At 71.5% G+C, this 17,264-nt stretch carries 18 protein-coding genes and 1 pseudogene; 13 read left to right on the top strand and 6 right to left on the bottom strand.

Annotated elements, in window-relative coordinates:
• Positions 1-220 precede the first annotated feature (220 nt).
• A complete protein-coding gene (locus IEY86_RS23750) occupies positions 221-1,018 on the top strand; it encodes an SAM-dependent methyltransferase (protein ID WP_189133941.1) in 798 nt (265 codons plus the stop codon).
• A gap of 41 nt (positions 1,019-1,059) precedes the next feature.
• Here IEY86_RS23750 and IEY86_RS23755 read toward each other — a convergent pair whose 3' ends face one another.
• Complete coding sequence (locus IEY86_RS23755; protein ID WP_189133861.1) at positions 1,060-1,965, bottom strand: Sco1979 family transcriptional regulator; 906 nt, start codon at positions 1,963-1,965, stop codon at positions 1,060-1,062.
• A 112-nt stretch (positions 1,966-2,077) separates the two neighbouring features.
• A complete protein-coding gene (locus tag IEY86_RS23760) occupies positions 2,078-2,902 on the bottom strand; it encodes an SAM-dependent methyltransferase (RefSeq protein ID WP_189133862.1) in 825 nt (274 codons plus the stop codon).
• Positions 2,903-3,208: 306 nt separating this feature from the next.
• Here IEY86_RS23760 and IEY86_RS23765 point away from each other — a divergent pair, with 306 nt between their 5' ends.
• The 6 genes from IEY86_RS23765 (at position 3,209) to IEY86_RS23790 (ending at position 7,568) form a co-directional block, all read left to right on the top strand.
• Positions 3,209-3,793, top strand: a complete 585-nt coding sequence (locus IEY86_RS23765; RefSeq protein ID WP_189133863.1) for an RNA polymerase sigma factor — start codon at positions 3,209-3,211, stop codon at positions 3,791-3,793.
• 3 nt (positions 3,794-3,796) lie between these two features.
• A complete protein-coding gene (locus tag IEY86_RS23770; protein ID WP_189133864.1) occupies positions 3,797-4,591 on the top strand; it encodes a hypothetical protein in 795 nt (264 codons plus the stop codon).
• 18 nt (positions 4,592-4,609) lie between these two features.
• Positions 4,610-5,131 (top strand): FBP domain-containing protein, encoded by a 522-nt coding sequence (locus IEY86_RS23775; RefSeq protein WP_189133865.1) that lies wholly within the window; start codon positions 4,610-4,612, stop codon positions 5,129-5,131.
• Positions 5,132-5,340: 209 nt separating this feature from the next.
• Complete coding sequence (locus IEY86_RS23780; protein WP_189133866.1) at positions 5,341-6,396, top strand: quinone oxidoreductase family protein; 1,056 nt, start codon at positions 5,341-5,343, stop codon at positions 6,394-6,396.
• Positions 6,397-6,470: 74 nt separating this feature from the next.
• Positions 6,471-6,692 (top strand): hypothetical protein, encoded by a 222-nt coding sequence (locus tag IEY86_RS23785; RefSeq protein ID WP_373287083.1) that lies wholly within the window; start codon positions 6,471-6,473, stop codon positions 6,690-6,692.
• A gap of 51 nt (positions 6,693-6,743) precedes the next feature.
• Positions 6,744-7,568 carry a MerR family transcriptional regulator gene (locus IEY86_RS23790; RefSeq protein ID WP_189133867.1) on the top strand — a complete coding sequence of 275 codons (825 nt, stop codon included), beginning with the start codon at positions 6,744-6,746 and terminating at the stop codon, positions 7,566-7,568.
• Positions 7,569-7,586: 18 nt separating this feature from the next.
• Here IEY86_RS23790 and IEY86_RS23795 read toward each other — a convergent pair whose 3' ends face one another.
• Positions 7,587-8,531, bottom strand: a complete 945-nt coding sequence (locus IEY86_RS23795) for a hypothetical protein (protein ID WP_189133868.1) — start codon at positions 8,529-8,531, stop codon at positions 7,587-7,589.
• 70 nt (positions 8,532-8,601) lie between these two features.
• Positions 8,602-9,447, bottom strand: a complete 846-nt coding sequence (locus IEY86_RS23800; protein WP_189133869.1) for a thioesterase II family protein — start codon at positions 9,445-9,447, stop codon at positions 8,602-8,604.
• 350 nt (positions 9,448-9,797) lie between these two features.
• Here IEY86_RS23800 and IEY86_RS23805 point away from each other — a divergent pair, with 350 nt between their 5' ends.
• Both IEY86_RS23805 and IEY86_RS23810 read left to right on the top strand, forming a co-directional pair.
• Positions 9,798-10,358: a dihydrofolate reductase family protein gene (locus IEY86_RS23805; RefSeq protein ID WP_189133870.1), complete on the top strand. Its 561-nt coding sequence runs from the start codon at positions 9,798-9,800 to the stop codon at positions 10,356-10,358.
• A gap of 113 nt (positions 10,359-10,471) precedes the next feature.
• Positions 10,472-11,239 (top strand): hypothetical protein, encoded by a 768-nt coding sequence (locus IEY86_RS23810; protein WP_189133871.1) that lies wholly within the window; start codon positions 10,472-10,474, stop codon positions 11,237-11,239.
• A 361-nt stretch (positions 11,240-11,600) separates the two neighbouring features.
• Here IEY86_RS23810 and IEY86_RS23815 read toward each other — a convergent pair whose 3' ends face one another.
• Positions 11,601-12,248 (bottom strand): dioxygenase family protein, encoded by a 648-nt coding sequence (locus IEY86_RS23815; protein WP_189133872.1) that lies wholly within the window; start codon positions 12,246-12,248, stop codon positions 11,601-11,603.
• 298 nt (positions 12,249-12,546) lie between these two features.
• Entirely contained in the window at positions 12,547-13,410 is an 864-nt protein-coding gene (locus tag IEY86_RS23820; protein WP_189133873.1) for a helix-turn-helix transcriptional regulator, read from the bottom strand.
• A 464-nt stretch (positions 13,411-13,874) separates the two neighbouring features.
• Between IEY86_RS23820 and IEY86_RS23825 the strand changes: the two genes are divergently transcribed.
• The 4 genes and pseudogenes from IEY86_RS23825 (at position 13,875) to IEY86_RS23840 (ending at position 16,702) form a co-directional block, all read left to right on the top strand.
• Complete coding sequence (locus tag IEY86_RS23825; protein ID WP_189133874.1) at positions 13,875-15,398, top strand: glutamate synthase subunit beta; 1,524 nt, start codon at positions 13,875-13,877, stop codon at positions 15,396-15,398.
• A gap of 281 nt (positions 15,399-15,679) precedes the next feature.
• Positions 15,680-15,883 carry a hypothetical protein gene (locus IEY86_RS23830; protein ID WP_189133875.1) on the top strand — a complete coding sequence of 68 codons (204 nt, stop codon included), beginning with the start codon at positions 15,680-15,682 and terminating at the stop codon, positions 15,881-15,883.
• 165 nt (positions 15,884-16,048) lie between these two features.
• Positions 16,049-16,270 (top strand): annotated as a pseudogene (locus IEY86_RS23835) (helix-turn-helix transcriptional regulator); the annotation flags it as partial.
• A 123-nt stretch (positions 16,271-16,393) separates the two neighbouring features.
• Positions 16,394-16,702, top strand: coding sequence for a hypothetical protein (locus tag IEY86_RS23840; RefSeq protein WP_189133876.1), 309 nt, complete (start codon positions 16,394-16,396; stop codon positions 16,700-16,702).
• Positions 16,703-17,264 lie beyond the last annotated feature (562 nt).

A 17,264-nucleotide genomic window follows, 5' to 3' on the forward strand; every position in this document is an offset into this window, starting at 1 on the left:
CCACCACTATGAGGCAGGGGGAGCCGATCGGACGACGCCCGGGCAAGAGGCAATCGGGTGAATGTCCATCAGATGCCCCACCTGCCGGTTCTCTTGCCTCCTCGGGTGATGAGTTCATGCCCCGTCCGACATGATGGGGGCGCGAGTCCGAAGGGCCCCGCGGCAGGGGTTGTACGCAGACGAAACGGATGAGGGAGCACGCGTGAGCGACAAGCAGGAGATGCCCGGCCTCGACGGACTCGACCGGGGCACCGCGCACAACGCCAGGGTGTGGAACCACTGGCTGGGCGGCAAGGACAACTACAGCGTCGACCGCGCCGTCGGCGACCACATCTTCGGCATGTTCCCCAATATCGTCCATGTCGCCCGGGCCGACCGGGCATTCCTCGGCCGGGTCGTACGCTTCCTGGCCGAGGAGTGCGGGGTCCGCCAGTTCCTGGACATCGGCACGGGACTGCCGACCGTGGACAACACCCACGAGGTGGCCCAGAGGGTCGCTCCGGAGAGCCGGATCGTCTACGTCGACAACGACCCCCTGGTGCTGATGCACGCGCGGGCCCTTCTCACCAGTACACCGGAGGGTGCCACCGACTACATCGACGCCGACGCGCGCGAACCCGGGACGATCCTGGAGGCCGCGTCGGACACCTTGGACTTCGACCGCCCCGTCGCCGTCATGATGCTCGGCATCCTGAACTTCGTCATCGACGACGACCAGGCGCGGGCGACGGTGGCCCGGCTGATGGACGCCGTGCCCTCCGGAAGCTATCTGGTGCTGACCCATCCCACACTGGAACTCGGGGGCGAGGGCAATGTGGAGGCCATGAAGTTCTGGAACGAGAACGCCACCCCTCCCATCACCTCGCGCACCGGCCGGGAGATCGCCCGGTTCCTCGACGGCCTGGACCTGCTGGAGCCGGGCCTGGTCTCGTGCGCCCACTGGCGGCCGGAATTCGCCGAGCTCGACGGAACCCCGGCCCAGGTCTCCCAGTACGGGGCAGTGGGAAGGAAGCCCTGACCCCGGTCGGCGGGCCGCGGGCCGCAGGCCGCCGACCGGGGCTACATCTCCTTCAGGATGCGGTGGAGAACCGCCGCGGTCGCCGTCGGCGGTTCGGCCTTGATGCCCAGAACGTTCATCACATGCCAGTAGTGCTCCACGTCCGACGGTTTGTCGAGGTAGAGAGCACCGGTGAGCTGCTCGAGGTAGACCACGTCGGGAAGCGTTTGCTGGGGCAACCGCAGGATGGTGAAGGACCCGCACTCGGCGGCGTGGCCCCCGGAGCGGAACGGGATCACCTGGAGCGTGACGTGACCGAGTTCGGTGGCCTCCATCAGGTGCCGGACCTGGGCGCGCATCGTCTCCGGGCAGCCGAACGGCCTGCGCAGCACCGCCTCGTCCAGCACGGCCCACAGCTTGGGCGCCTGAGGCCCCCGCAGCACCCGCTGGCGGTCCATCCGCAGCCGCACCCGGCGTTCGATCTCGTCGTCGTGGGCGCGCTCATGGCCCTGCCGGATGACCGCCCGGGCGTACTCCGGTGTCTGGAGCAGGCCGGGAACGAACTGGACCTCGTACACGCGGATGACGTGCGCCGCCCCCTCCAACCCGAGGTACGCCTCGAACCAGCAGGGGAGGACATCCTTGTAGGGCTGCCACCAGCCGGGGGTGTTGGCCTGCTCGGCCAGAGCGAGCAGTGTCGCCCGCTCTCCGTCGTCCCTCACGCCGTAGAGGCTGAGGAGGTCGCCGACGTCCCGCTGCTTGAACCCGATCCGCCCCAGCTCCAGGCGGCTGATCTTGGACTCGGAGGCCCGGATGACGTACCCGGCGTCCTCCCGCGTGATGCCCCTGGCCTCACGCAGCCGGCGCAGCTGTGCACCCACCAGCATGCGGGACACCGTCGGTCCCGCCTGCTGGAGATCGAGGACATGCGCGTCGGGCAACTCGCCCGCCGCACGCGCGGTCACCATGGCTTCCTCCCAACTCGCTTACACTGTAAGAGCGTTTGATCCCACCCTAACGACTCCGGGAAGGGTCCGCGGTGGCGCGTCGATGCACGCCCGAGTGGCGGGCGTGCGCCTGTCAGAGCTTGCGCGCGACACCTGCGAAGCAAGCGGCTTCGATGTCGGTCACATTGGCGGCGTCGTCGGGGTCGTCGGGCCGCCATTTGCTGGACGGGACGATGCCGGGCTCGATGAGCTCCCAGCCGTCGAAGAAACGGGATATCTCCTCGCGTGAGCGGAAGTGCAGCCGTGTCCCGGCGGAGCGGTAGACCTCCGCGACCCTCTCCATGGCCTCCGGCGCGAACTCCCAGGTGGCATGGCTGATCGCCAGGGTGCTTCCGGAGGCGAGCGCGCCCTTGAGGTGCTCCACGATCTTGTGGGCGCCCTGGTCGTCGCCCACGAAGTGCAGCAGGGCGTTCAGGCTCAGGGCCACGGGCCGGTCCAGATCGAGTGTGTCGCGCAGTGCCGCGGTGCTCAGGACGGCTTCGGGGTCGGTGACATCGCCCTCGGCGTAGGCGGTGCGGCCCGACGCGTGACTGCACAGGAGCGCCTGGGCATGGGCGAGCACGATGGGGTCGTTGTCGGTGTACACGACCCGGCACTCGGGCGCGACGCGCTGCGCCACCTCGTGGAGGTTGGGCGAGGTGGGAATGCCCGTGCCGATGTCCAGGAACTGCCGCATGCCGCTGCCCGCGAGGAACCGGGTGGCGCGGTGCATGAACTCACGGTTGGCCCGCGCCGCAACGAGCGCGGCGGGGAAGACGGCCATGACCCGGCCCACCGCTTCCCGGTCGGCGGTGAAGTTCGTCCTGCCGCCGAGGTAGTAGTCGTACATTCGGGCCGAGTGGGCACGGTCCAACTGGAGATCCATCACAGCGTCCACCGCGGTCTCGTCCTCGCTCATCCTTGCTCTCCTTCGACGGTCGTCCGTGGCGTCCGATCCCGAACCGCCCGTGCGGAAGCGCTGGTTCAGCAATGCCCGCACCGAGTGTCCAAGATTGAGTTGCCACACGAGTAATCACATCATTACGCTCTGACGTACTCCGCGTCGCCTCCAGTAGATGCCGTGGGTCGCGGCGTACGGCACCGGCCTGCGAAGAGACAGGACACTTGTGACGATCGAAGTGCGGACCCCTGCGGATCCACGGGACGCCCTGCGCGTGTTATGGGCCCGTACCGCGCCGCCCTGCCGGGCGACGGGGGGCGAGCGGTGAACGAGGAGGGCCACGGCTCCGGGAGCAGGACCTCGCCGCCGCCTCTGCGCAGCAGAAGACTGGCGCTGACCTTCGAGGCCTTCCACGACACCTACCACCGAGGGTGGTTACGGTTCGCGCACCTTCAGGTGGGCGACGCGGACGCGGCCAGGACCGTCGTCGACCTGCTCTGCGCCCAGCTCGCGGGTGGCTGGTCGCACGCCCTGAAGCAGGGCAATGTCCAGTTCTACGCCTGGGCCCTGCTCAAGGAGCACATCGCCGCCCGGCTCGAGGAGCGCAACCACCGCGTGGCGCTGGTGGAGACCGCCGCCTTCGCCTCCGCCGTCACCCGCATGCTCGATGTGACCGAGGACCGCTTCGCCGTGCTCGAGTGCGGGATATGCCTGTACGGAGCCATCGCCCGCCTGCCGGAGCGCCAGTACGACGCGGTCGTGCTGCGGTTCGTGCTGGGATACCCGGAGGCGGAGGCCGCCGCCCTTCTCGGTGTGAAGGCATCGACGGTCCGGTCCACCGTGAGTTTCGCCAAGCGCAGAATGGCCAAGGATCTGGACATCGCTTGGGAAACACAGATCGGAGGCTAGGACGTGCACGGTACCGACGAGGGCGAGAGAGCCATTGACGCCCTCCTCGACCAGGCGGAAGTCCTCACCCGCACTTTTGACGACTACGATCCGCAGGCCGCCCGCGAGCGCGCGGTCCTCGCCGCCGACGACCCTCCGGGTCCCCGCACCCGGCTGGCCGCCCCGGCGCGCTCGGCGTCGGAACACGAGCAGGCCCAGCACGAGCTCGCCCTGGCGTGCGCCCTGATCATCAACGCCCCGCAGGCCGCCGAGTACCTCGCCCGCCTCGCCGACCGCCGCTACACCGAACCCGAGGGCGCGCTCGTCTTCGCCTGCCTGCTGCAGCTGAGCGGACGCGACGACGCCGCCCAGTTCTGGTGGCAGTTCGCCGCCGGAGGGGGCAGCCACACCGCCGCCTACTGCCTGTATCTGAACCACCGCCGCTACGCGGAGTTCCGTGACGCGCGGTACTGGCGCGAGCAGGCCGCACTGCTGTCGGTCCGCCCAGCCCGCCGCGCCGAACGGCCGGAGCGCCGTGACAGCACCCTGCTGCCCGAGGACGTCTGCAGGGATCTGCTCGCCCGATGCCACCAGGGCCTGCGGCCCACCCTGCCGCCTCAGCTCGAAGCGGTCATCGACCGCCTCCACGTCGACGCGGACGACGAGGACTTCGGGGCGATCCCCCGCCCGTCCCGCCACCTGGCAGCCGATCTGGCCGCCCGTGCCTCCGAGGGAGCCGGCTCGCCTCGGCAGCGCCGCCTCGGCCGCTCGGCGACCGCGGGTGCCGCCGGATATTCGAGCGACGAGACATCGGGCTGATTGCTAGCTTCCGGTTCCATGGACCCTCTCGCCGAGAAAGACATACGCGACTGCTTCGTCAACTGCTCCAAGGGCGAGGCGCGCCGTCTCGACCTGCCCAGGGGACTGGCCGAAGTGCCCTGGGAGGACCTGGACTTCCTGGGCTGGCGGGATCCGGGCGCCCCGGAGCGGGCCTACCTGGTCGCCGAGCGGGACGGGGCGCCGGTCGGAGTGACTCTGCGTGTGCCGCCGGGCGTGCGCAGGAGTCTGGTCAGGACCACGGTGTGCTCGATCTGCCTCACCGGCCATGTGGCGTCCGGGGTCTGCCTCCTGACCGCGCGCAGGGCCGGGGCCGCGGGCCGCCGGGGCAACACGGTCGGCTCGTACATGTGCGCCGATCTCGCCTGCTCCCTCTATGTGCGCGGCAGGAAGAAGTCGAAGCTCGTCGTCAGGGCGGACGAGACCCTGAGCCCGGCGGAGCAGGCCGCCCGCCTGCGGTCGAACCTGGCGTTGTTCCTGGACCGTGTGCTCGACGAGAACGAGTCCGCCGCCTCCGGGTGACCCCGCCGTTCAGCCGTTCACCCGTATCACTCGTGCGGGTGAACCGAGGCCGCCGCCGGCCGCTCGTCCCCGGCACCGCAGGCCTGGCGTCATGGCGTGAACGGGGCGCTCGAGGGAGGTGGCACGAAGCCGGAGGTGTTCGATCGGGGCAATGGGGGCCGTTAGCGTACGGCCCTCGTTGCACGGCGAACGGTGGAGAGAGATCCGGCATGCGCGCTTTGGTGATGACCGCTCCGTCACGCGGCTGCGACCGCACGCAGGTCCAGGACGTCCCGGAACCCCGCCCGGGGGCGGGGGAGGTGACGATCGACGTCACCCACGCCGGCATCAACTTCCTCGACGTGATGGCCCGGCGCGGTGACGAGGGATACGCCCGCGCGTGGCCCCATGTGCCGGGACTCGAGGTCGCCGGCACCGTGCGCGAGGTGGGCGACGATGTCACCGGCCTCACGGTCGGGCAGCGGGTGGCCGCGTTCAGCCCGGGCGGCGGCCTGGCGGAGGTAGCGCTTGCTCGTGCCGCGCTCACGGTTGCCGTGCCGGACCGGGTCCCCTCGCGCATCGCCGCGGCGGCTCCCGTGATGCTCGCGAGCGCGCTCCTGCTGCTGACCGACGCGGCCAGATTCCGGCAGGGGGAGAGCGTGCTGGTGCATTCGGCGAGCGGCGGTGTCGGCAGCGCCCTGGCACAGCTGGTACCCGCGCTCGGCGGAGGGCTGCGCATCGGTACGGTCGGCCGTCCCGAGAAGGTCCTGTCCGCGCGGAACAGCGGGTACGACGTGGCCATCGCGCGCGGCGGCGACCTGGCCGGGGAGGTCCGAGCGGCGGCGGACGGCGGAGTGGACGTGGTGCTGGACCCCCTGGGCACGAGCATGCTGGACGTCGACCTGGCGGTCACCGCGCCCGGCGGGCGCATCGTGCTGTTCGGCAACGCCGACGGAGGACGGGAGACCCCGCCCCTGCCCCTCGAACGGCTGATCGGCGGGAACATCGCCATCAGCGGCTTCAGCATCAGCCGCCTGTCCGCCACGGTGCCAGGACGCGCGGCCGGAGCGCTGCGCCAGGTCCTGGACCTGATCGCCACCGGCCGGCTCGACATCGCGGTGACGGAGGTCGACTCGCTCGACCGGGTGCCCGAGGTGCACCAACTGCTCGCCGAGGGCCGCGGCAACGGCAAGTACGTCGCACGAACGGGTGCCGAGCGAACGGGAGCCGAGCGAACGGGAGCCGAGCGAACGGGAGCCGAGCGAACGGGTGCCGAGCGGTCATGACCGTGCCGGGCCGCCGCGGCGCGCCGCGGTCCACGTGGACCGTGCCGCGGTGCGCCGCGGTCCACGTGAACCGAATGGCGTCGGCGCGCACGGCCCGCACCGTCGGACCGGCCGGCGGGGCGGAGACCCCGACCGGGGTGCGTACCTCGGTCTGGACCGGCGGACCGTCCTGCGTGGCGGCCGTGCTCCTGCTCACCGCCGCCCTCCCGAAGCTGCTGTCGTACGACGCCCGCACCGACGAGCACGCCGAGCGCCTGCGCGCGTTCCGGGCCGCGGACACGGATCGCACCGGATGATCGAGGGCGCTTGACCATGACACGGTGTGAGGCCGTGGACTGGGAGGCGTCATGTTCAACATCGGAGACTTCGCCAAGCACGGCCGGGTGTCGGTGCGCATGCTGCGCCACTACGACGCCATCGGTCTGCTGCGCCCCGCCCATGTCGATCCGGTCAGCGGCTACCGCTTCTACGAAGCGGGCCAGCTCGCCCGGCTCAACCGCGTCATCGCCCTCAAGGACCTCGGCTTCACCCTCGAACAGGTGCAGACGATCCTCGACGAGCAGGTGAGCGTGGAGGAACTGCGGGGGATGCTGCGGCTGCGGCGCGCGCAGCTCGAGATGGCGATCGCGGCGGACGCCACGCGGTTGGCCCGGGTCGAGGCGAGGCTCCACACGATCGAGAGTGAGGGCGACATGCCTGTCGACGACGTTGTGGTCAAGCGCATTCCAGCCGTCCGGGTCGCCGAGCTGACCGGCACGGCAGCGGGCTACGGGCCCGAGGACATCGGCCCCGTCGTCCAGCCCCTCTACGAGGAGCTGTGCCGACGGCTGGCCGACGCGGGCGTGACCCGCACGGGGTCGAACATCGCCTACTACGAGGACTCCCCGCGGGGGGACGAGACGATCGTGGTGCACGCCGGTGTGACGGTCGCGGCCGAACCCGGGACCGGCCAGGGCTTCGAGATCGTGGACCTGCCCGCGATCGACAGTGCCGCCACCATCGTCCACCGCGGCTCCATGGAGAAGGTCATGCCCACCGTCCAGGCGCTCGCGCGCTGGATCGACACCAATGGGTACCGCTCCGCGGGGTACGCACGTGAGCTCTACCTCGATGTCATGGGCAGTCCCGACACCTGGGTGACCGAGCTCCAGGAGCCGGTCCAGCCGGTCTGACCCGGCACGGAGGAGGGGTCAGCGGCTTCGTCCCCGACGGCGGGGTGGTTCGCTTCCGCCGTCGAGACTCTTCACCCGCTCGGCGGCCTCGCGTGCGCGGTCGCGTCGGCGCTCGGCCTCGTGTCCGGCCTGCTGGGCCCGGGTACGGGCCGAGCGCTCCGCCTTTCCGGCGTCCGGCAGCTCCTCCTTGGCCCGCTGCAACCGCTCGGTGAGCTCGTCGACGCGGGCCTCGGCCGCGCGGCGCCGGTCCACCGTCTCGGCCAGCTCGAGCTCGGCGGCCTCGGCCTCCCGTTCCGCCTCCTCGGCGGTGCGCTCGAGCTCCGCGGCCTCGGCCTCCGCCCTGGCCTGCTGCCTCGCGCGCCGGGCCGCCTCCTCCCGGTCGTCCCTGTCCCCGGCCCTGCTGTCTCCGGCACTCTTGGCCCGGCCGCTCCTTTCCCGGTCCTTCTTCTCCTTCCTGTCCTTGGACGGGCGCAGCGGGTGGACGGTGGCGCTCTCGCCCACCGGGCCGAACCCGGACGGAGGGGTGAGGGACGTGGTCAGGCGGCCGCTCGCCACCTGGCGGGCGGCGTCCGGGTCGGCCAGCGCGGCGTGCAGGGTGGCCTCGACCTCCCGCAGGACGTTCTCACCCACCGGCCGTCCCGCCTGCTCGGCGAGCTTTCTGGCCTGCTCCGACAGCATGGACACCACCCGCCTCTGCTGTCGGGTCAGCTCACGCAGCTGGTCCCCGTCGAGCTCCCGATGGGCCCGGCGCAGCTGCTCGCCCAGGCCGAGGAACGCCTGGATCTGGTCGCGGTCGTGGCGGGTGAGGAGATTGGTGACCCAGGCGGCGATGGTGGGGCGGCGCAGGGCGCGGATCCTGGCGGCCTCCCCACGAGGGGCGGACTTGGCGGCCCGGTCGCGGTCAGCGGTGAAGTCGTCCGGAGGGCGTGTGTACAGCCCCTCGGCGACGTCCTCCCAACCCATAAGGGCATCGTCGCACTGTTTGTTCTGATATCTGCGGTGCGGCACTGCTCCGGCACGGCGGGATGCACGGTCATGGGCCGCAGGAGCGCAGCTCGTGGGCGCAGTACAGGTCCTTGGCCAGCTGGTCGAGCACGGCCCCGGCCTGCTCGCTCAGGTACTGGTGGCCGCCTGGGAACAGATGCGGTGAGGCTGGGGAGGTCACCAGATCCTTCCACGCGGCCAGTTGCTCGAAGCTGACGACGGGGTCGGTCGCGCCGCCGTACAGCGCCAGCTCCACTGCCAGCGGCGCCTCGTCGCGGTGCCGGTGCTGGAGAACGAGGAGAAGGTCGGCGAGGAGCGGGGTGTAGGCGGTGGCGAGCAGGCCGGGATTGTGGAGGCGCACCTCGGGAATGGGGCCGAGGATGTCGGTGAGAGCGGCCGCTCCGCTCAGCACGCGGGCGGCCATGGAGACACCGAACGACCCCACGTGCGGGGCGGGCAGCGCTGACAGGGCGAGCAGGATCGGCTGCCGACGCCCTTGGCGGCGCAGCGCGCGGGCGGTCTCGAAGGCCAGTAGGGCGCCGATGCTGTGGCCGAACAGGGCGAAGGGCCGCTCGTCGCGCCTGCCGGCCCCGTGCTCCCCGTGCTCCCCATGCAGGAGATCCGCCAGTGCCGCGGTCAGGCGGCGGGGGTCGGTGATGGACGGCCGACCGGCTCGGGAGCCACGTCCGGGCAGGTGGACGGCGTACACCTCGACGCCGGGCCCGAGACGGGCCGCCCAGTTCTGGTAGTACTCCGGACCCGTGCCGCCCGGAGGGAAGCAGTACAGCCGGAAGTCGGCGTCGGGGCGAGGGATGAAGGCGGCGAGGCAGGGCCGGTCCGTCACGGGGACGCCGTCGATGTCGTGGCCCGTCTCCCGGCCCGTCTCCCCGTCCATCTCTCGGTCCGTGTCTCGGTCCGTGTCTCGCCCCGGTGACGTCGATGGATCGCTGGACGGACCGCACAACGGGTCTGGCGCAGCCACAGGCACACACTCCACGGCAGGAACTGTCAGGCGCTACGGGACACAACCGCCGGGCCAGCCCACGGGACACCGAGCGGCACGGCGGATCACCCGGACGGCTCCGCGGACCGGCGAGCGTCGGCCCGAGGACCACGAACCCGAGCGCCACGAGAAAGGCGGAGAATTTCTGGGGAGCCATGTAGAGAACATGCCGCCCGCTCCGACGTCCCCCGCGAAAGGCGGCCGCACCGGGCGCCGGAACAGCGAGTACAGGGAGTTCCACGATGAGGAAGATCCACGCTTTCTTCGTGACGACCGCCGACGGGTACTACGAGGGCCCCAACGGGGAGTTCGACTGGCCGGTCGTCGACGACGAGTTCAACGAGCTCGCGATCGAGCAGCTGGACGCGGCCGGCACGCTGATGTTCGGCCGGGTCACCTACGAGGTCATGGCGCAGTACTGGCCGACACCGCAGGCGCTCCAGGACGACCCGCGGGTCGCCTCCCGCATGAACGGCCACCCCAAGATCGTTGTCTCGACGTCGCTCGACAAGCCCGAGTGGGAGAACACCCGGCTCATCAACGGCAATGTCGTCGAGGAGATCAAGGAGCTGAAGGACCAGCCCGGCAAGGACGTCGTGATCATGGGAAGCTCGTCGCTGACCGCGAGCCTGGTGCGGGAGGGGCTCGTCGACGAGATCCGGATCATGGTGAACCCGGTGATCCTCGGCGCTGGAAAGTCCCTCTTCAGGACCGCCGAGGAGCGGATCGGCCTGAAGCTGCTGAACACCAGGACGCTGCGCTCGGGCAATGTCCTGCTGACCTACGAGCCCGTCACGGCGTAGCGTCCCGAGTCCGATCCGGCCGGCCGCTCCGGACCGCGCCGGACCGCCCCGGACCGGCCGCGCCGGACCCCTGGGACGATGGAACGGCGCCGTCGAGGAGGGATCATCGACCCATGTCCAGTACGCCGTCGTCCAGCGGTCCCGCAACGCCGAGGCTCTCGGCCGCCCAGCGGCGGGCGGTGAACGGGGCGGACCCGGACACCGGTGAGATGGACGCCGCCCCGGCCACGTGCCGGGCGCTCGTCGCCGCAGGACTCGCCGTGAAGTACGGGCAGCGGGGCGCCCACTACCTGACCCGGCGGGGCTGGCAGGTCCGCGACGGTGCCGACGGCGCGCCCGGGGGCACACCTGAGCCCACGGCCGAGGAGGCACCACCCGGCCCCGAGGTGTTCGCCGCGGCCACCGGGGACGGTCCGCGGACGTCCGACACCGAGGGCAGACGGCGTGCCGTGGCCACGGCGTGGGCGGGTCTGCTGGAGATCCGCAGGGTGACCGGTGCGGACGAGGCCGCGGTGGCCGCTCCCGCCGCATGGGAGAGGGCACGGATGGTCTCCGCCGTGGCCCTGGCCCTGGAGGGCGCCGGGATCACTCCTTCGGCTGTCGACGCCTCCGGAAGACATGTCCGCGACGGCTACCGCGTCGCCGAATCCTCCTCCCAGCCCCACGCCGTATCGGTCTCCTGGATGTCGGCGCAATCCGCGGCGGGCAGGGCATCCGCCCCCACCGCTCCCGCTCCCGCTCCCGCCGCCGAGGCCGAGGGCGAGGTGAGGCGGCAACTGGGCAGGTGCGCCCATGCACTGGAACGGGCGGGCTGGCACGCCACCGAGCACACCGACCGGGCCGGGCACCGCTTTCTGCTGGCCAGCCCCAAGCACGCCTGACGCCCGGGAACCGACTGGCCGGGCACGAGCGCACAGGCCGCACGGCGTCATTCGGTCGCCCCCCGTTCCTCATGGCACCGAGGCCCCCGGACCCGGCCGCGCCGGAAGCGGTCTCCCGGCAGGTCGGGGCAGTCCGCGATGAGCCTGCCCCTCGCCCGGAGCGCCCGGACTGCCGATCGGTGTGCAGTTCGTCGCTCCGTACGGCAGGGAGGATGTGCTGTTCACGGTCGCCGCCCGGCTCGAGGAGGCCATGCCCTGGAAGGGCCGCGTACCTCGGGTCTTCGTCGGCGACCGCTGAGCCGCGATGCCCGCCGGGGCTGCCACGTCACCCCGGCAGGCACGACCGCGACGCCCGCGCCGATCAGGCGATGTTGAGCACGAAGTCGAACGTGCCCTCCTTCTCCGAGCCGACGGACCTGACGGTCATCAGCAGTGCCGGGTCGAACAGCGGGTCGGTGTTGTTGCGCGGCTCACCCGGGAAGTACAACTGCGTGGTGAGCACCGGCCGGTTGGGGGCCTGCACCTTCACATGGATGTGGCGGGTGCGTCCCGGATACAGCCCCGGCACGATGGTGCTGAGTGTGAACGCCCCCTGGGCGTTGGTGAACTGGTGGCCACGCAGCCGGAAGCCGGTGTTGTCGTAGGCGCCGGCGTTGTCGGCCTGCCAGAAGTCCAGCAGGGCGTTCGCGATCGGCCGGCAGGACAGGCTGAACACGAATCCGCTGACCGTCAGCCGTGTGCCCGTGGTACCGGCCTCGATGAGCGAGGTGCGCAGCGGTGAGTTGCGCTTGAAGTACGGCCCTTCGGTCTGCGGCGGTGTCGGGTCGTCCCCGTCGTCGCAGGAAGGTGTGGGAGCCGGCGGCCGGTCGGAGCGCACGGAGTCCCTGGCCAGGGCGGGGGCGGCACCGAGCAGGAACGGCACCGGAGCGGCCGCCAGCGCGGCCTTGAGCACATTCTTGCGGCTGATCATGCCGGTCGCCTTTTCCTCGTGCGGGTTCTCGCCTTCCATCGGGGCCTCCTCGGCGTGGGGGCATGGCCGGGCGCGCGCCCGGCCATGAGTGCGGGGAGTGCGGGGGTGCGGGGGTGCGGGGGTGCGTGAAGAGGTGCTCAACGCCTGTGCGTTGCCTGTCGGCCACGCCTGTGCGTTCGAGCGCGGCGGGGCATGCCTGCCGTCGGCAGACGCATGACTGCCACGGCACGTGGCCGATTCGGCCGAGGCCGCGCGTGGCCGCCGCTGGGAACGGTTCCGAATCTAGGCGGGCGCACCGATGCCGTCGATGGACGCAATGCGGCCGCGATGGTGATTCTCACCGATTCCCGCGCCGGAAGGCCCCGGGGGAGGTGCCGGTCTCGCGGCGGAAGAAACGGCAGAAGTACGCCGCGTCGGCGAAGCCCAGCTGGTGGGAGATCCGGGTCAGCGCCAGGTCCGTGTGCGCCAGCAGCCGCTTGGCCTCGAGGACCTGGACCTGACGGATGAGCCGGCCCGGGGTGTGGCCCGTGGCCTGCTTGACGGCTTCGTTGAGGTGGCTGACCGACACCCCGACCTCGGCGGCGTACTCGCGCACGCTCCTCGGCGTCCGCTCGGGGAGGGCCAGCAGCCGGACGAAGTGCTGGGCGACGACGGCGGCCCGGCCGGCGCGAGAGTCGGGCGGTGCCGCGCCGGGCAGCCGCAGCGCCCAGGTGATCAGCACATGCAGATAGGCCCGAAGGACCGAGGCGAAGCCGTCCTTCCGCGCGCAGTACTCGCGCTTCATGTCCGCCACCAGGGCGGACAGGCCCGGCTCGTCCTCCTCGGCCACATGCGCCCAGGGACGCTCGGTGAGCCTGCGCAGGGCGGGCACATCACCCGGATGGGAGATCAGGAAGTCGTCGGTGAACAGGACCAGCGATCCGCACAGCTCCGATTCGAGCTCCCAGTGGTGCACCTGCCCCGGGGCGACGTAGGAGAGCTGGGGAGGCCGCAGCGGCCACTCGACGAGGTCGACGAAGTGCCTGCCCCGGCCACCGGTCACGAAGGCGATCTCATGGAAGGTGTGGCGGTGCGGGTAACAGGCCCGTGCCATCGGCCCCAGCGCGTCGAACGTCCCGATGGAGAACGCCGACGGGCGTGGTGCGGGGGGACCGTCGTCGAGGTGGTGCACGGGTAACGGGGCGCTTCGCAGGCTCGTCATCTCCGGCAGGCTCCTTGAGGCTCCCGGAGACCATACGGCGTCCGGGCCGCCTCGCAAAGGCCGCCAACTCCCCCGGCGGAGCAAGCGGTTCCGCCTTGTGGCGAGATCAGCCGGGATGTCCGCGCCAGTGCGGCCGACCGGCTGGTGCGGGTCACGTCTGCGGCCGGTGACCAGCGGCTTCACCGGGGGCGGGCGTCGCCCTTCGGGTGGGTCCCGCGTGCCGGTCATGGATCCGCTTGCACGTGCTCGCCTTCCCCCCGCCGCGCCGCGCGGTGGGACGGTGCCGGATCGGCGCGGGCACCCGGGGCGGGCCGAAGCTTTAAAAATGCCGCAAAGCGGACGTACGCTTGTCGGACGACACCTGGCTCCCGCAGTGGAGCACGTGCCCCGAGCCGGGCTGGGGGACAGCCGCACATCCGAGATCCCGCACATCCGGGATCGCCGCCCAGCTGCCGGAGGCCGCGATGGCCGACCCGAAAGGGTTCCTCACCACGCCCCGCCGCGGTCTCGCCCGCCGCCCCGTCCAGGAAAGGGTGCGGGACTGGCATGAGGTCTACGTCGGCCAGGACCTGCTGCCGCTCATCAGCGAGCAGGCGAACCGCTGCATGGACTGCGGGATCCCGTTCTGCCACAGCGGCTGCCCCCTGGGAAACCTGATACCCGAGTGGAACGAGCTCGTCTCCCGTGACGACTGGGAGACCGCGAGCGAGCGCCTGCACGCCACCAACAACTTCCCGGAGTTCACCGGACGACTGTGCCCGGCCCCGTGCGAGTCCGCCTGCGTTCTCGCCATCAACGCCGACCCCGTGACGATCAAGGACATCGAGGTCGCCGTCGCCGACTACACCTGGGACCACGGCGGCCTGCCGCCCCGGCCCGCGAAGCGTCCGTCCGGAAGGACCGTCGCCGTCATCGGCTCGGGACCGGCGGGTCTGGCCGCCGCCCAGCAGCTCACGCGGGCCGGGCACTCGGTGGAGGTCTTCGAGCGGGCCGACCGCCCCGGTGGGCTGCTGCGCTACGGCATCCCCGAGTTCAAGATGGAGAAGTGCCACGTCGACCGCCGCATCCGTCAGATGCGCGAGGAGGGCACCCGCTTCCGCACCGGCGTCGACGTCGGCACCGATCTCCACGCCGGGCGCCTGCGGGAGGAGCACGACGCGGTGGTGGTCGCGGTCGGCGCCACCGCCTGGCGCGAGTTGCCCGTACCCGGCCGGGAGCTGGCCGGTGTCCATCAGGCGATGGAGTACCTGCCCATGGCCAACCGGGTACGGGAGGGGGACTACGCCGTGCCCCCGGTCAACGCCGAGGGCAGGCATGTCGTCATCGTCGGCGGCGGGGACACCGCGGCGGACTGCCTGGGCACCGTGCTGCGCCAGGGGGCCGCCTCCGTCGTCCAGCTCGACATCAACCCCATGCCCGGGGAGGACCGGGCCTTCGCCGAGCCATGGCCGGTGTACCCGAAGGTGTACCGTGTCTCGCCCGCTCACGAGGAGGCCAGGGAAGTGGCCCGGCTGCACGGTGAGGAGCCCGACAGCCAAGGCGTGCCGCTCCCGGGTCCGGACGGCGATGTTCGGATGTTCTCGGCCTCCACCCTGCGCTTCGAGGGCGACGGGACGGGCCATGTGCGGTCGCTGCGCCTGGTCGGGGTCGAGGCGGAGGGCAGGCGGCCGGCCCAGGGCACCGAACGGCTCCTGCCCGCCGATCTGGTCCTGCTGGCGCTGGGGTTCAGGGGACCGGAGCCCGACAGCCCGCTGATCCACCAGCTCGGACTGCGCCTCGGCGCTCGCCGCACCCTCGCCCGCGGTGAGGACTTCACCACCGACGTGGACGGCGTGTTCGTGGCGGGCGACGCCGGGCGCGGCCAGTCGCTGATCGTCTGGGCCATCGCCGAGGGCCGCTCCGCCGCCGCCGCGGTGGACCGGTATCTGGCCGGGTCCACGGCGCTTCCGGCGCCGATAGGAGCGACGGACCGGCCCCTCGTGCTGTGACGGCTCGGGGACGCTCGGCTCCGGACCACGCACGTCCCACCGGCCCCCCGCGCACCGGCCTCGCGCACCGGCCTCGCGCACCGGCCTCGCGCACCGGCCCCCCGCGCACCGGCCCCGCGCACCGGCCCCGCGCGCACCGGCCCCTCACGCACCGGTCACTCGCGGGGGTGGACGGCGGGGGTGGACGGTGGTGAGCCGCGACGGTCGGGGAACCGAATCGTGGGGTGGCGCGTCCCATCGTCGGCCCACACTCCGGGGGCACCTGAGGAGGAACGAAATCGATGCGCAAGCCTCTTGTTCTGGTCGCCATCGGCTCGGCAGCGGTGATCGTCGCCGGGTCCGCCGCCATTGCCGTCGCGCAAGGCGACTCCGACGGCCGTCCCTCGCACCGGGACGCACCGGACGCCGTGGTGAAGTCGGACGTCATGACGCCCGACCCCGGCTACTGGACCCCGGACAGGATGAAGGACGCGCAGGCCGGATGAGACCTCGGCGCCCGCGTACGGGCGGGTGAAGGTATGAGCGCCTGAGCGCCGAAAGACGGCGGGCCTGTGCTACCACCTCCGCGGTGGCACAGGCCCGTCCCCGTACCTCCGTGCTCAGGCCGACTGCCGATCGGCGACGGCACGGCTGCGGTCGCCGGCGTCGTCCCCGCCCGCCGCCTCACCGGATTGGTCGGTGAGCCGCCCATGGCCTACCTGACCGGCCGGCGGCTGGCCATGGCCGCCGACCTTCTGCGTGAGCCCGGCACCACCATCGGCGCGGTGGCCCGACAGGTCGGCTACGGCAGCTCGTTCGCCCTCAGCGCCGCGTTCAAGCGCGTTCGCGGCGTCAGCCCCAGGGAGCGCCGCGTCGGAGCCGCCCGGGAGTGAGGCGGGCTCAATTCCCTTGAAAAGACGGCCGATTGGTCTAGGCCTAGTGTCTCCGGCGCGCCATAGTGGTCACCGCACGAGATCTTGCTCCGCCCACCACGGCAACAAGAAAGAGGTTCATCCGTGCGAGTGAAGACCCTGCTGGGCCTGGCGGCGTGCGCCGCGGCGACCGCCGGAGTGCTCACGGTCCCTCCCGCCCAGGCCGCGCAGCTGCCGTGCTTCCTGTCCGGAAGCGGCAGCTCCGCCAGTGCCACCTGCTACAGCGGAGCGTCGTACACCTGGCGGCTCGTGGTCGACTGCGTCGACACCAGCAATGCGCGGTGGCCGAAGATCGTCAGCACGCTGCGCGGCGACTACATCACCGGTGACGGCACCGAGACCCTGTCCTGCTCGGGATCACTGCGCGCCGACGGGCGGATCGAGACGAAGTAGCGACCCTTCCGCGGCGCCCCCTTCCGCACCGCCGGCCGGTTTCCCGACCCGCCTCCACCGGCCTCCACGGCCTCGGTGCCCGGACGCCGGCCCGCTCGTGCGCGCCGGTTGTCCGGGCGCCCCGCCGTTCGATGTCCCTGGGGCCTCCATTCGCCCGTGCCCGCCCGGGACGGGCCCGGGATTCGGGTGCTCCGTCTCCCACGCCGTTCTTGCGGTCCGGGCGGATGAATTCGGCCATCGGGTCGTCCGGAAAGAGGGCGGCCGGACACGGGAGCGGTAATCACGGATTCCGTTAATCCGATTGCTGTTCGCATCGTCATCATTTCGGTGGGCTGCTGCGGATCCGATGAATCCGGCCGACCACCTGCGGCTCGCGTGTATCTTGATGCGAAAGAGTCTCTGTTTGGCGACGAGATGCGCATGGACAGTTCCGTCGAGTCCGCGGCCCGGGGCCGCATTGAGACCCCCCACGCCCCTCTTGTCGTGCAATTGCTCGCACCGCGCAGACAAAGCCGTTCACACGCCGCCTATTTTCGTTCACCTTCTGTAGGCGTCCACCTGT

It is taken from the genome of Wenjunlia tyrosinilytica (assembly GCF_014646055.1).
In the GTDB taxonomy this organism is placed as follows: domain Bacteria; phylum Actinomycetota; class Actinomycetes; order Streptomycetales; family Streptomycetaceae; genus Wenjunlia; species Wenjunlia tyrosinilytica.